The sequence below is a fragment of the Wolbachia endosymbiont (group A) of Campoletis raptor genome (genome assembly GCF_964026755.1).
GTDB classification, from domain to species: domain Bacteria; phylum Pseudomonadota; class Alphaproteobacteria; order Rickettsiales; family Anaplasmataceae; genus Wolbachia; species Wolbachia pipientis.
The window spans coordinates 693,752-705,793 of the sequence record NZ_OZ034695.1 but is presented as its reverse complement, the minus strand read 5'-3'; the positions used below and the strand labels follow the sequence as shown (position 1 = coordinate 705,793).

Sequence of the window (12,042 nt, the reverse complement as noted above, 5' to 3'; positions counted from 1 at the left end):
GGCTTGTACAAGTAGTCCCATTAGGGTTATGCCATGGAAGATAAACTATTTGGAGGAATGATATATGACAAATTTGCCTAAAGTCACTGTGCGTGATTTAGCTGAATCTGGTGTACATTTTGGTCACAAAATTAGTCGCTGGAACGCAAAAATGGCTCCATACATATATGGAGTGCATCAAGAAAATCGTATACATATAATTGATTTGCGAAAAACACTACCATTGCTACAGGTGGCCATGAAGGCTTTATATGACGTTGCATTTCAAGGTGGTCGCATTCTATTTGTTGGTACAAAGTTTCAAGCTTTTGATATTATTGCAAGTGAAGCGATTCGTTGTGGTCAATATTATGTGAATCATCGTTGGCTTGGTGGTATGCTTACTAATTGGGGCACTGTTTCTTCTTCGATAAAAACCTTGATGCAATATGAGAAAATATTAAATGACGAGGATAGCATTTTAACAAAGAAAGAATTGGGAAACATTGAAAAGAAAAAGCAAAAGCTTGATAAGGCGCTTGGCGGTATTAGAGAAATGGGAGCAATTCCTGATATCTTATTCATCATTGATACTAATAAAGAGCATATAGCGGTTAAGGAGGCTAAGAAGTTAGGAATTCCAATAGTTGCAATACTTGATACTAATTCTGATCCAGATGGTATTACTTATCTAATACCTGGAAATGATGACTCAAGAAAATCAATAGAGCTCTATTGTAAATTAGCTACCGACTCTATATTAGCTGGAATAGAGTCTAGTCTAGCAAAATCTGGAGTTAAGATTGATGATATAAGGGGTGATGAGTTTATTCAAGAAAAAGAAGATGGTATTGTGCAAACTAAAAGGAGACGTAGTAAAGTTTACAAAGAAGAAGAAAGGGAGGTAGTAACAAATGAAGATGAATCCAGATGATATAAGAGAATTACGTGATAGAACAGGGCTTGGCTTAAGTGACTGTAAAAAAGCATTAGAAGAATGTGATGGTGACATTAAGAAAGCCGTTGATAAGTTACGTACAATAGGTCTTGCTAAAGCTGACAAAAAATCTGATAGAGTAGCTTCAGATGGGCTCGTTGCTATGTGTTTGACTGAAAATTGTGGTGTATTGATTGAACTCAATTGCGAAACCGATTTTGTCGCAAGGAATGAGAAATTTATAGAGTTAGTTTTAAATTTAGCATCAATTGCTCATCAAGAACGCTGTACTAGCGTTGATGAGTTAAAAAATGCCAAGTATGAAAGCATTGGCACAGTGCAGGAAGCTATTATGAATGGTACGTCAGTTCTTGGTGAGAAGCTAGAGTTAAGCAAGCTTTGTTACTTAGAAGCTAAGGATGGAGTTATTGCTGGCTACGTACATGGTGATGCGCATGGCTTAGGTAAGATTGGTGCTTTAATTGCATTGCAATCATCTGGTGATAAGGCGAAGCTACAAGAGATTGGGAAACAAATAGCTATGCATGTAGTTGCTATGAAGCCTGAAGCCTTGTCTATAGATGATTTAGATCAAATGAAGTTGAACAACGAACGTTCTATAATTGAAGAGCAAGTGAGGAGCTTAAATAAACCTGAAGAAGTAGCAAAAAAAATAGTAGATGGACGAATGGCTAAGTACTATGAAGAAGTTGTTTTACTGGAGCAAAAATTTATAAAGGATGATAAGATGAAGATTTCTGATTTTATAAAATCAAGCGAGTTGAGTGCTGTTAAACTCTCTAATTACAAGTTACTTGTTTTGGGTGATGCAGATTAAATAGCAAAAAATGTTTATTTCAACAAATGAAAAAAGCGAAATAAAATATTCCAGGGTGTTATTTAAAATCTCTGGTGAGGCTTTGATGGGATCAAAGCAATTTGGTCACGATATGGAGACTATAGGTGAGTTATCTAAAGGCATAGTTGAAGTTTGTAATCTTGGAGTTCAGGTATGTATTGTTGTTGGTGGTGGTAATATCTTTCGTGGCACATCTGCGTCTTTAAGTGGTTGTGAAAGAGCAAGCAGTGATTATATTGGAATGCTTGCAACTATAATCAATGCTTTAATTTTACAAAACTTTTTAGAAAAAAATTTAGTAGCTTCTAGGGTATTATCTGCAATACCCATGGCCACTGTATGCGAACCTTACATCAGAAGGAAAGCTATTCGTCATTTAGAAAAAGGTAGAGTGGTAATTTTTGCAGCAGGCACAGGCAACCCATTTTTTACTACAGATACAGCTGCAGCCTTACGTGCTGTTGAAATGAATTGTGATGTTATTCTAAAGGGTACGCAAGTAAATGGTGTATACTCCGCTGATCCGAAAAAAAATGAGGATGCTGTAATGTATGATAGGCTTTCTTACACGGATTTATTGACTCGTGATTTAAAAGTTATGGATGCATCAGCAATTTCACTTGCTCGTGAGAATTCTATTCCAATTATAGTTTTTTCTTTGAAGGGAGAAAAAATAGTCAATATTATTAAGGGTCAAGGTACTTGTACTATAGTTTCAGATTGTAAACATTAGGTAATTTATGTTAAATGAAATAAAAGCTAAAACAAAAGAAAGAATGCTAAAAACTATTCAGTCCTTTCATGATGATATTAAAGGCGTACGCACTGGTAGAGCTAGCGCATCGTTGCTTGATGGTATAGTTGTAAATATCTATGGTGGACATCAAAAGTTAAATCAGGTTGCAGGTGTTTCGGTTATAGATAACAAAACTCTATCAATTAAAATTTGGGATATTAATGTTGTCGGTGAAGTGAAAAATGCTATATTAAATGCCAACTTGAATTTAAATCCTGTTGTTGAGGGCAATACCATACGTATAGCTCTTCCGGACTTGACACAAGAAACCCGTGAAAAATTAGTGAAATTATTGCATCAGTTTGCTGAAAATGCACGGATTGCCATTAGAAATATACGTAGAGATATTATGGAAGAAACAGAAAAAATGAAGGAAAATAAAGAAATCTCAGAAGATGATTTTCATGGTGCTAAGAAGGAAATACAAAATATTACTGATGATAATATAAAAAAGATTGATGGTGAATTGTCCATCAAAGAAAAGGATATACTGAATCACTAAATGATATGGAGAAAGCTTACATAGCAAATGATGTCATTCCAGTGTTTGACACTGGAATCCAGCCTTTACTATACAACTATCTGATGCACTTGTTTGAAATCAAATTTCCTGGATCCCAGTGTCGGAGCACTGGGATGACACCAATTTTGCATTCAAGTATCAACTATTGGTGTCACTACAGTAACTCTCTTCCTGTCATGCAAGTAGCTGACACCTTCCAGGTGTCCATTGAAATCCAAAAAATTTCACTCAAGTCAAAATTAGGTTAAATTTAAATGTTGAATCAAGAATCTTTACCGAAACATTTAGCAATTATTATGGATGGTAATGGTAGATGGGCAAACAATCAAGGAAGAGTAAAAATTGATGGTTATAAAAAGGGCAGTGAAGTTGCATACGATATTGCCAAGTATTGTACGGACTTAACTATACCCTACTTAACTTTGTATGCATTCTCTATGGAGAATTGGCTTAGACCTAAAAACGAAACTGACTGTCTATTTGATTTATTTTACTCCGTTTTAACTAATGAAGATAAAGTCAATTTCATTTACAATTGTAACATTAAGTTGAATTTTATTGGCAATTTAAGTCTGTTACCCAGTAAAATATTGGATCAAATTAAAAAAGCAGAAGAAATGACACATAAGAACGATGGTTTATTACTCACTGTGGCAGTCAGTTACGGAGCAAAGCAAGAAATTACACAAGCTATAAGCAATATTATAAAAGAAAATATTGCTTATGTATCAGAAGAGGAATTTGAAAAATTTCTATATACTAAAGATTTGCCAAAATTGGATTTATTAATTCGCACTGGTGGCGAAAAAAGGTTAAGCAACTTTTTATTATGGCAAGCAGCTTATGCTGAATTGTATTTTTGTGATACTTTATGGCCTGATTTTTCTTGTCAAGATTTGAGTAAAGCATTAGAAGATTATACAAAAAGAGAGAAAAAATATGGTAGATAATAATTTTATAATTAGAATGTTGTCCTCAATAGTAATATTATTCATATTTTCCTTTGCTACATATTTCAGTGATTTATCGTTTTACCTATTGATTTTTTCAATAGCAGTTTTATCTTCTTTTGAATGGTATAATCTAACCCAAGGAAATAAAATTTTATACGTTTTTGCATTATTATTGATTGCACTACCAAGCGCCTCATTAATATATTTATATAATCTACCACAAGGAAAATACGCATTAGTATGGTTCGTCTTAACCATTTGGGGAATTGACGTTACTGCCTACCTATTTGGTAAGAATTTTGGTGGAGCTAAAATTTGCCCAATTCTTAGCCCTGGAAAAACTTGGGCAGGACTTCTTGGTGCGATTTTAGCTGGAGTAGTGTGCACAATTTTTGGATCAATATTTTTTGGTCTATTTTCAATTTTTTATTCTCCAATCATTGGCCTTGCAATTGCTATTCTAGCGCAACTTGGCGATTTCACTGAGTCGCTTGTTAAAAGAGCTTACGGTGTTAAAGATAGTGGAAATATGATACCTGGCCATGGGGGAGTGCTCGACCGTATGGACAGTTTCATTTTTACTGCCCCTCTTATTGCTATTTACATAAGCTAAGTCTGCAGAAGTGCCATTAGAGCTCATCCCTAGTCAGCTCCCCAACCGCTTCTACAGTGCAGTCATGGACAAACGTCTTTTCACAATAAGGGCAGGCTATTTCCTCTTCTTCTCCCATATCTAAATATATTAATGGATGGCCGGAACCCTCATCATTCTCATCACCATGACAACAAACTTTTCTATTATTAACCCTCACTTTTGACATGCTGCTCCTTTAGCTTATAACATTTTATATATTGAATATACCCATTCAGAAATAAAAAACAACAAGCACTATTCTCCATTTTTTATCCTATTCAGGTTAATCAATTCGTTTTGAACACCTTTTGATACAAATTTGCTAACATCTTCTCCTAATCTTGCTATTTCCTTTACAAAGCTTGATGAGATAAATTGAGTATCTTCAGAAGCAGGAAGAAATATGGTTTCGATTTCAGGAAGAAGTTTATAATTTACCCAGCTCATTTGAAACTCGTAATCAAAATCCGATACTGCTCTTAATCCCCTAATAATAACAGAAGCATTCTGCTCTTTGGCAAACTTCACTAGCAACCCATTAAAAGATATAACATCTGCATCAATTCCTAGTCCTTTAATTTCATTTTCAGCCATGCTTGTGCGTAGCTTTGTGTCAAAGGCAGTATGCTTATTAACGTTTTCTGCAACCCCTATTATTAATTTATCGACCAGTTTACACGCTCTTTTGATTATGTCAAGATGCCCAAAAGTTATAGGGTCAAATGTGCCAGGGTAGATTCCTATTTTGTCATTAATGTTCATCCTTTATTTTTATAAACTACTTGAAAAACTTTTGATAGACATAATAACATTTTTTATCTAAAAATAAAAGTATACAGTTGGCCTGATAGCTCAGTTGGTAGAGCAAAGGACTGAAAATCCTTGTGTCGCTGGTTCGATTCCTGCTCAGGCCACCTTCTCTTTCTTGGCGAACTTGCCTTTTTGTTATAAAATACTCTATATCGTAATATAAATATTAGGGAGGCAAGTCATGGTATATAAATATTATAATAAACTATTTAATATCTTATTAATTATAGTTCTATTATTAAGCAATATTACTTATGCTGGCGTTAGTGAAAAACCGGCATCTCAACATGTAACCAGAAAAGAAGAACCAGCGTCAACTGTCTTGACGGCAGAAAATACAGTAAATAATGACATAGTTGTTGGTTTGTTGAAAACGGAAGAAGCACATGAGCTTGGGCTATCTCAAAATATCTACGAGATGTTTAATAACTTTGGAGTTAAAAACGTACTCATTGATTACAATAAAATAATTAACTTAAAAGAAATCCAAGAAAAGTCGCTTATCTTTGCAAAACAAGATGAAACATTGGCAAAGAAGCTAACATTAGACCGAATAAAAGTTGAAGTTGCAAAGTTTGTTAAAGAGCACAAAATAAATAGAATATTTATTCCGGATAATTTACACTCAGCACCCACTCCTTGTCGCCAGCTTGTTACTGAAGCAATTGTAAAAATAGTGGATGATAACCCTGTAATTCATTTGCTTGGCATATGTGAAGGCATAATGAATGCAAAGGGAATTGAAGTAGTGAGTGTTGTTAGTGATGAAGAGAAACGAAGATCTCATTTAAAATCAGCACCTAATCCACAGAAAGAGGATGTACCTCTCCAGCAGATAAAGATCGTTCCAAATAGTCGTTTAGCAGAAGTAGTAGCCAAATTCCTAATACCTAATGAAAATGGCTGGTTTTCAACATATTTTCCAGATGCTCATTCAGGAGCAGTAAGTAATACACCAGAAAATAGAAGAAAATTGGAGTCACTTGGATATAAAGTTGCAGCATTTTCCAGTGAGGGGGTAATAGAGGCTATTGAAGATAAGCATGGTAATGTTCACTTTCAAAGTCATCCAGAAGCCCTTGTTGTGAAGTCAGATAAAAACCTCTATTTATCAAATCACAAGGAACGTCAAGTGTCTACACTAGTTGCTATAGCGATTATGAATGATTTTCTTTATCGTGCTTAATGGCTATAGCTTTAGGCTTACCGACGATTTGATAAACGATAGATTTGTCATGTATCCGTTCAGGCAATGGCGTCAACTTAAGGAAAAATATCAGCGATAGTGTATAAAATTTCTCTCCAAATTTTTTATCATTAAATTATCCAAAGAGTGCAAGGGACAGCACTTTTGTTTCTATTTTATTGCAACAAAAAAGTTTAAAATGTGTCTTTTTTAGGTGAGGCATGCAAAAAGGAAAAGATCTTATCTTACAAATTAAAAATGCAATATACTCGAAAACTTTTCAGAAAATCCATTGTGTTGAGTTTTACACGAACAAGAAAACTTCCTTTTTCGACAGTATTTTCTATGATTTTAAAGTTAGTTAAAAAAAGTTTGGGAATAGAATGTGAACTTATGGAGCCATTGACATGTGACCTTACCCAGAAAAAGTGGAGAGAAAGTTTGGAATGTTTTTCACAAAGAGAATGATGAATCAAAATGCTCAGGAATGCAATAGTTAGATGTATGGTCCCAGAGTGTGATGGTGTGGATTTAGTATAAATAATTCTGGAGACTGTGTCCACTGATAACATATAAATTCATAAGGAGTAAGACCCTTAAGAGTTTTGAGTCTCTTTGCATAATTATAAGCCATAACAAAGTTATAAAGGTGTTCTTTAAGTTGCTGGTGCGATTGATAGTAATACTTCTTAACTGTAGCATCCTTTAAAGTTTTATTCATACGCTCGACTTGCCCATTCGTCCAAGGATGGCTAACTTTTGTCAAACGATGTTCAATAACATTCTCTTCGCAAACTCTATCAAATATATGTTGGAAAGCATACTTATGACGCTTCTGGTTTGTAAATTGTATACCGTTATCTGTCAAAATAGTATGGATTTTATACGGTAAAATTCTAATCAAATTACGTAAGAACTCAGCAGCTATGGGTTTTGTAGCACTGTTACACAACTCAACATAGGTAAATTTGGATGTCCTATCAATAGCAACAAACAAATGTAATTTGCCCTCCTCAGTTCTAACTTCAGCAATATCAATATGAAAGTAACCGATAGGATATTGTTTGAATTTCTTTTTTGACTTAACTTCTCCATCAACAGTTGGTAATCTGCTAATGTTGTGTCTTTGTAAACAACGATGCAAGCTAGAGCGAGTCAAATGCGGAATTGTAGACTGCAGAGCGTAAAGGCAATCATCTAGTGGCAGTAGTGTATACTTGCGAAATGTAACTATTATAGCTTCCTCTTCTAGCGTTAAAACAGTTGATCTTGGATGCTTTGGACCCATATCAGCATCTTTCGTAAATGAACGTTTTCTCCACTTAATAATAGTTTTTGGATTAAGGTTATAATGCTTGGAGAGTTTTGCTATGCTCTCTTTTCTATTTTGTATTGCTCTACGAATCGTCTGTGTTGTTTTGGCGCACCCATGTAATATCTGTCCCATAATGACTCCTTAAATGATGATGATAGTATACCATCACTCTCTGGGACCATACAGTTTAAAGTACAGCCAAGAAGATGGGTTGTAGAAAGGACTTTTGCTTGGGTTAATAGGAATAGAAGGCTATCGAAGGAGTATGATTTACTCACAACATCCACTGAGAATTTCATATACCTAGCTATGAGTAGGGTTATGTTAAAGAGGGAATATGCTTGAATTTACTAGTTTCCGGACAACCTCTTATACCAATTCCCATTACAGGGCAAACAGATGGACAATGATGGAAGAAAAGCCATACTGAAGTAAGTAAAATAGCGAGGTTTAAATGGCATTAAGATCAAAATTATTGGATGAAAAAGTAGTAGAATCAGCAAAAGAAATGCTGAAGAAAGTAAGGAATAATGCATATGTTTCAAAAAAACTAAATGCTGTAATTGCAGCAAAAAAGTACAGTATAACGGCTGTAGCAAAAATATATTGCATTTCAAGAAGCGCACTAACTTCGTGGGTAAAACTCTTGAAAATTGGCAGAGAAGAAAAACTGTTTGCTCCTTCACAACGTCGTAGAAAAACTAAATTAAATCAGGCTCAACTACAGCAAATTGAAGAGTGGATAGAAGAAAATCCTAATATCACCATTAAAGAAATGAGAATAAGAATCCAGGAAAAGTTCGGATTAAATATCAGCAAATCTACAGTACACCGCCATATGCAAAAGATGAAATTCTCATATATTACACCAAGACCAGTTCATAATGGACAAGATAAAAGCAAACAAGAGGAATTCAAAAAAAAATCTCAATGGAGCTATTAGCAAGTATCCAGAAAAAGAGCTATTTTTCTTTGATGAATCACGGTTTGGCACACATTCAAAAGTTGGACATGGGTGGTTTAAAAAGGGGATTAGAACACAGGTTAAAACAAAATTAGGTAGGCAAAATTTCTATCTCTATAGTGCAGTTAATCCTAGAAATGGAGAGAGTTCTAGCTTATTTGCACCAAATGTCAACACTGATTGCATGAACATATTTCTTGAGCAAATTTCGCAATATCTAGAAACACGAGAGGCTTTTCTCGTTATGGACTGTGCTAGTTGGCATAGGTCAAAAAATTTAAAGGTACCTAAAAATATCGACATTATATACCTACCTCCATACTCACCTGAGCTAAATCCTGTTGAGAGGCTTTGGTTATATATAAAACAGAACATTTTGCGCAATAAAATATACGATACAATTGCTCTACTTGAGGGTGCTTTGTGCAAATTTATTACTTCTCTTGCCAGCTCCACAATTAAACAACTCTGCAATGTTTCCTATTTGACTGGACAACAATGAGAATTGGTATTAGAGGTTGTCCGGAAACAAGTAAAAGGCTATAATATCTGAAATTTTAGTACGGGGTAAAGATGAGAAAAAAGTATCCAACAGATCTAAGCGAAAGGGAATGGGCAAGAATAGAAAAACACTTCAGAGTATCATACAAGAAAGGAGGAAGGCCGCCAAAGTATAGCAAAAGAGAAATATTAGAAGCAATTTTCTATGTATTGCGTACAGGGTGTCAATGGCGGTATTTACCAAATGATTTTCCGCTATGGAAGACTGTGTATGAGCAGTTCAGGCAATGGAAGAAGCAGGGAATTTTTGAGAAAATGAATTATGAAATTACAAAATATAGTAGAAGAAAAATAGGAAGGAATGAGCAGCCGAGTGCCTGTATAGTAGATAGTCAATCTGTAAAGACTACAGAAAAGGGGGGATCAAAGGCTATGATGGAAGTAAAAAAGTAAAGGGTAGAAAAAGGCATATAATTACAGACACTCAGGGTTTTATACTAGGTTGTTACGTAGGCGCTGCTAACGAAAATGATAGAGATGGTATTAAAATAGCATTAAACAATATGAGAACAAAATATACTAAAGTTAAAAAAATGTGGGCTGACATGGGATACCAAGGAAGAAATTTAAAGAATCACACAAAGGAAGAATATGACATAGATATTGAAATTGTTACAAGGCCTCCATGTAGATTTTGGGTGCACAAAGATACGCCACCTGAGCTACTACCAACAAGAGAACAAGGGTTTAAAGTACAGCCAAGAAGATGGGTTGTAGAAAGGACTTTTGCTTGGGTTAATAGGAATAGAAGGCTATCGAAGGAGTATGATTTACTCACAACATCCACTGAGAATTTCATATACCTAGCTATGAGTAGGGTTATGTTAAAGAGGGAATATGCTTGAATTTACTTGTTTCCGGACAACCTCTTAATAGTGACGTTGTTTGTTATAAAAAATTTCTATATATTCAAATATAGCAGTTTTGATATGCTGTTTAGAGTGCCGAGAGGTGTCTATTGGTAACTCCCTTTTTAGAGAACTGAAGAAGCTTTCCACAACAGAATTGTCGTAACAACAACCTTTATGACTCATCTATGTTTTTTATGGATAAGAGATATTGATACCCTTGCGCAGTATATTGTGAACCTTGGTCACTGTGCAGCAGTAGATTTTTAACAGGTTTACGCCTATTAATGGCCATTAATAAAGAGTTCATAACCAATTGTTTATTTATTGCACTACTCATTAACTACCATACGTGAGAATTATTGCTGCCAAATATAGCCATCCCTCCTTGGTTTTGATGTAAGTAATCCCATACTTTATTTGGTTGATCAACAATAAAGTTTTGATCTAGTATATTGGGAGCTACAGCTCTATTATCTGTTTGTTGTTTTTTAATTTTAAACTTTCTTCTCAGTATAGCCCTGATGTCATTTTTCTGCATAATACTTTGCACCGTTTTCAAATTGCAACTTTTACCCAAAGCCTTCAATTCAGCATGAATTTTAGGAGCTCCATATCTACATTTAGAAACTTGATATATTTTTTGAATAGCTTCGAGTAGCTCTTTATTTGCTGATTCTCTACTGCTTATTTTTCTTGTGGTCCACTTATAGTAGCCACTAGCAGAAAATCCTACATAATTCCTGTACTTTATAGCAGTTACTATGCTCTTTTATAAAAAAATATTTTACTCTTTTTGACTGGCCAGGGCTTTTTTTAAAATGTCTCTTTCTCTTGTTACTTTTGCTAACTCTTTCTGTAAATCAAATCTCTCTTTGTCATAAGGTGCTACATCTGGAAATGCATTTGCCGCTGACTTTTTTTCGTTATATTTCTTCATCCATTTTCCTAATACACTATCCCTTATTCCTAGATCTCTTGCTACTTTTGCAACTGGTTGACCTACCTTTCTTTGTTCATTTGCCAGTTTAACAGCTTCCAATTTGAATTCTGCTGTATATTCTCTTACCATTTCTAATCCTCCAAAATTTTATTTTACCCAAAAAAACTCTTTTCTTTCTCTCCACTTTTTCTGGGTAAGGTCACTACTGCTATTCCACGTCAAGAACAACCATAAGTTCATTAGGGTTCACATAACCTAAAGCATTTTTTGCTTGCTCATCAAGCAGATCTAAATCTAAGCTTTTTTCATATAAGCCAAATACTTTGTTGTCCAACTTTTCCTTTTCAGAAGAGACATCCTTTAGCAAAAGTTCATTGTACTCGATTTCTTTTTTTAAATCGATTAACGTCAATAAGCCACGTTTACCTGTAATTGTGCTAATGCTGAAATATAATGTAAGAGAAGAAATGAGTAAGGTTACGCTTAAACACAGTAATTTTTGCTTCTTTTTAGATATAAGCACCGTACTTTCACATATAAAAAATATATAACATGAAAAGGTGAACAAAAAGCTAAGAACCTTGACGCGCTTTACACCTTGGCTTTACCTTATTTATAATGTAAATCTTACCACCCCTTTTCACAACTTTACAATTTTTATCTCTGTTACGATGAGATTTTAGCGACCCTTTGACTTTCATATCTATAGTAAGAATTAAATTACTTTACATTAT

19 protein-coding genes, 1 tRNA gene and 2 pseudogenes are annotated in these 12,042 nt (G+C 34.5%); 13 read left to right on the top strand and 9 right to left on the bottom strand.

Annotated elements, in window-relative coordinates; all coding sequences use genetic code 11:
- Positions 1 to 64 precede the first annotated feature (64 nt).
- From rpsB to AAGD74_RS03600, 7 genes are read left to right on the top strand one after another with little or no spacing between them, the layout of a single operon-like run.
- Positions 65 to 913 carry a 30S ribosomal protein S2 gene (rpsB, locus tag AAGD74_RS03630; protein ID WP_010962661.1) on the top strand — a complete coding sequence of 283 codons (849 nt, stop codon included), beginning with the start codon at positions 65 to 67 and terminating at the stop codon, positions 911 to 913.
- Entirely contained in the window at positions 894 to 1,754 is an 861-nt protein-coding gene (gene tsf / locus AAGD74_RS03625; RefSeq protein WP_006279981.1) for a translation elongation factor Ts, read from the top strand. The genes rpsB and tsf overlap by 20 nt, the downstream gene beginning before the upstream one ends.
- A gap of 16 nt (positions 1,755 to 1,770) precedes the next feature.
- Entirely contained in the window at positions 1,771 to 2,508 is a 738-nt protein-coding gene (pyrH, locus tag AAGD74_RS03620) for a UMP kinase (RefSeq protein ID WP_410529909.1), read from the top strand.
- A gap of 7 nt (positions 2,509 to 2,515) precedes the next feature.
- Entirely contained in the window at positions 2,516 to 3,073 is a 558-nt protein-coding gene (gene frr, locus AAGD74_RS03615) for a ribosome recycling factor (RefSeq protein ID WP_006279983.1), read from the top strand.
- A 5-nt stretch (positions 3,074 to 3,078) separates the two neighbouring features.
- Positions 3,079 to 3,342, top strand: coding sequence for a hypothetical protein (locus AAGD74_RS07295; RefSeq protein ID WP_410529735.1), 264 nt, complete (start codon positions 3,079 to 3,081; stop codon positions 3,340 to 3,342).
- Between the two features lie 6 nt (positions 3,343 to 3,348).
- Entirely contained in the window at positions 3,349 to 4,044 is a 696-nt protein-coding gene (uppS, locus tag AAGD74_RS03605) for a polyprenyl diphosphate synthase (protein ID WP_006279327.1), read from the top strand.
- Positions 4,034 to 4,660, top strand: coding sequence for a phosphatidate cytidylyltransferase (locus AAGD74_RS03600; protein WP_077188153.1), 627 nt, complete (start codon positions 4,034 to 4,036; stop codon positions 4,658 to 4,660). Before uppS ends, AAGD74_RS03600 begins: the two co-directional genes overlap by 11 nt.
- Positions 4,661 to 4,676: 16 nt before the next feature.
- Here the strand turns inward: AAGD74_RS03600 and AAGD74_RS03595 are convergent, their stop codons facing one another.
- Together AAGD74_RS03595 and coaD are read right to left on the bottom strand one after the other, a co-directional pair.
- Positions 4,677 to 4,868: a zinc-finger domain-containing protein gene (locus AAGD74_RS03595; protein WP_006279326.1), complete on the bottom strand. Its 192-nt coding sequence runs from the start codon at positions 4,866 to 4,868 to the stop codon at positions 4,677 to 4,679.
- A 68-nt stretch (positions 4,869 to 4,936) separates the two neighbouring features.
- Entirely contained in the window at positions 4,937 to 5,443 is a 507-nt protein-coding gene (coaD, locus tag AAGD74_RS03590; protein WP_006279325.1) for a pantetheine-phosphate adenylyltransferase, read from the bottom strand.
- A 79-nt stretch (positions 5,444 to 5,522) separates the two neighbouring features.
- Here coaD and AAGD74_RS03585 point away from each other — a divergent pair.
- The 3 genes and pseudogenes from AAGD74_RS03585 to AAGD74_RS03575 form a co-directional block, all read left to right on the top strand.
- Positions 5,523 to 5,595 (top strand) — tRNA-Phe (locus AAGD74_RS03585).
- A 218-nt stretch (positions 5,596 to 5,813) separates the two neighbouring features.
- Positions 5,814 to 6,677: a gamma-glutamyl-gamma-aminobutyrate hydrolase family protein gene (locus AAGD74_RS03580; protein ID WP_410529908.1), complete on the top strand. Its 864-nt coding sequence runs from the start codon at positions 5,814 to 5,816 to the stop codon at positions 6,675 to 6,677.
- A gap of 221 nt (positions 6,678 to 6,898) precedes the next feature.
- A pseudogene (locus tag AAGD74_RS03575) lies at positions 6,899 to 7,106 on the top strand (IS4 family transposase); the annotation flags it as partial.
- A gap of 67 nt (positions 7,107 to 7,173) precedes the next feature.
- Here AAGD74_RS03575 and AAGD74_RS03570 read toward each other — a convergent pair.
- Entirely contained in the window at positions 7,174 to 8,124 is a 951-nt protein-coding gene (locus AAGD74_RS03570) for an IS481 family transposase (RefSeq protein WP_338482200.1), read from the bottom strand.
- 48 nt (positions 8,125 to 8,172) lie between these two features.
- On the opposite strand from AAGD74_RS03570, the pseudogene AAGD74_RS03565 reads away from it, so the two are divergent.
- The 3 genes and pseudogenes from AAGD74_RS03565 to AAGD74_RS03555 all read left to right on the top strand — a co-directional run.
- A pseudogene (locus AAGD74_RS03565) lies at positions 8,173 to 8,337 on the top strand (transposase); the annotation flags it as partial.
- Between the two features lie 109 nt (positions 8,338 to 8,446).
- Positions 8,447 to 9,458 (top strand): IS630 family transposase gene (locus tag AAGD74_RS03560; protein WP_265029767.1). Its coding sequence is split into 2 segments (ribosomal slippage): positions 8,447 to 8,908 and positions 8,910 to 9,458, totalling 1,011 coding nucleotides; the frame shifts between segments, so codons are not numbered across the junction.
- 71 nt (positions 9,459 to 9,529) lie between these two features.
- Positions 9,530 to 10,362 (top strand): IS5-like element ISWpi1 family transposase gene (locus tag AAGD74_RS03555; RefSeq protein WP_338482219.1). Its coding sequence is split into 2 segments (ribosomal slippage): positions 9,530 to 9,899 and positions 9,899 to 10,362, totalling 834 coding nucleotides; the frame shifts between segments, so codons are not numbered across the junction.
- Positions 10,363 to 10,386: 24 nt separating this feature from the next.
- On the opposite strand, the gene AAGD74_RS07290 is transcribed toward AAGD74_RS03555, so the two are convergent.
- The 6 genes from AAGD74_RS07290 to ykgO all read right to left on the bottom strand — a co-directional run bounded on the left by AAGD74_RS07290 (position 10,387) and on the right by ykgO (position 12,009).
- Positions 10,387 to 10,551 (bottom strand): IS3 family transposase, encoded by a 165-nt coding sequence (locus AAGD74_RS07290; protein ID WP_081600772.1) that lies wholly within the window; start codon positions 10,549 to 10,551, stop codon positions 10,387 to 10,389.
- Positions 10,541 to 10,705 carry a DDE-type integrase/transposase/recombinase gene (locus AAGD74_RS03550; RefSeq protein ID WP_264705526.1) on the bottom strand — a complete coding sequence of 55 codons (165 nt, stop codon included), beginning with the start codon at positions 10,703 to 10,705 and terminating at the stop codon, positions 10,541 to 10,543. Before AAGD74_RS03550 ends, AAGD74_RS07290 begins: the two co-directional genes overlap by 11 nt.
- 3 nt (positions 10,706 to 10,708) lie before the next feature.
- Positions 10,709 to 11,056 (bottom strand): IS3 family transposase, encoded by a 348-nt coding sequence (locus tag AAGD74_RS03545; protein WP_082246251.1) that lies wholly within the window; start codon positions 11,054 to 11,056, stop codon positions 10,709 to 10,711.
- Positions 11,057 to 11,152: 96 nt separating this feature from the next.
- The gene (locus AAGD74_RS03540; RefSeq protein WP_041573518.1) at positions 11,153 to 11,437 is read right to left on the bottom strand and encodes a transposase; all 285 of its coding nucleotides are present in this window, start codon (positions 11,435 to 11,437) and stop codon (positions 11,153 to 11,155) included.
- 79 nt (positions 11,438 to 11,516) lie between these two features.
- Positions 11,517 to 11,831: an FtsB family cell division protein gene (locus tag AAGD74_RS03535; RefSeq protein WP_006279630.1), complete on the bottom strand. Its 315-nt coding sequence runs from the start codon at positions 11,829 to 11,831 to the stop codon at positions 11,517 to 11,519.
- A 49-nt stretch (positions 11,832 to 11,880) separates the two neighbouring features.
- Positions 11,881 to 12,009: a type B 50S ribosomal protein L36 gene (ykgO, locus tag AAGD74_RS03530; RefSeq protein WP_006279631.1), complete on the bottom strand. Its 129-nt coding sequence runs from the start codon at positions 12,007 to 12,009 to the stop codon at positions 11,881 to 11,883.
- Positions 12,010 to 12,042: the final 33 nt, after the last annotated feature.

What these genes read in the sequence shown, in the direction of transcription:
- ykgO (WP_006279631.1), bottom strand. Translation starts at nt 12,009, where the DNA reads ATGAAAGTCAAAGGGTCGCTAAAATCTCATCGTAACAGAGATAAAAAT.
- tsf (WP_006279981.1), top strand. Translation starts at nt 894, where the DNA reads ATGAAGATGAATCCAGATGATATAAGAGAATTACGTGATAGAACAGGG.
- rpsB (WP_010962661.1), top strand. Translation starts at nt 65, where the DNA reads ATGACAAATTTGCCTAAAGTCACTGTGCGTGATTTAGCTGAATCTGGT.
- AAGD74_RS07295 (WP_410529735.1), top strand. Translation starts at nt 3,079, where the DNA reads ATGGAGAAAGCTTACATAGCAAATGATGTCATTCCAGTGTTTGACACT.
- frr (WP_006279983.1), top strand. Translation starts at nt 2,516, where the DNA reads ATGTTAAATGAAATAAAAGCTAAAACAAAAGAAAGAATGCTAAAAACT.
- AAGD74_RS07290 (WP_081600772.1), bottom strand. Translation starts at nt 10,551, where the DNA reads ATGAGTCATAAAGGTTGTTGTTACGACAATTCTGTTGTGGAAAGCTTC.
- AAGD74_RS03595 (WP_006279326.1), bottom strand. Translation starts at nt 4,868, where the DNA reads ATGTCAAAAGTGAGGGTTAATAATAGAAAAGTTTGTTGTCATGGTGAT.
- AAGD74_RS03550 (WP_264705526.1), bottom strand. Translation starts at nt 10,705, where the DNA reads ATGAGTAGTGCAATAAATAAACAATTGGTTATGAACTCTTTATTAATG.
- AAGD74_RS03540 (WP_041573518.1), bottom strand. Translation starts at nt 11,437, where the DNA reads ATGGTAAGAGAATATACAGCAGAATTCAAATTGGAAGCTGTTAAACTG.
- AAGD74_RS03570 (WP_338482200.1), bottom strand. Translation starts at nt 8,124, where the DNA reads ATGGGACAGATATTACATGGGTGCGCCAAAACAACACAGACGATTCGT.
- uppS (WP_006279327.1), top strand. Translation starts at nt 3,349, where the DNA reads ATGTTGAATCAAGAATCTTTACCGAAACATTTAGCAATTATTATGGAT.
- coaD (WP_006279325.1), bottom strand. Translation starts at nt 5,443, where the DNA reads ATGAACATTAATGACAAAATAGGAATCTACCCTGGCACATTTGACCCT.
- AAGD74_RS03600 (WP_077188153.1), top strand. Translation starts at nt 4,034, where the DNA reads ATGGTAGATAATAATTTTATAATTAGAATGTTGTCCTCAATAGTAATA.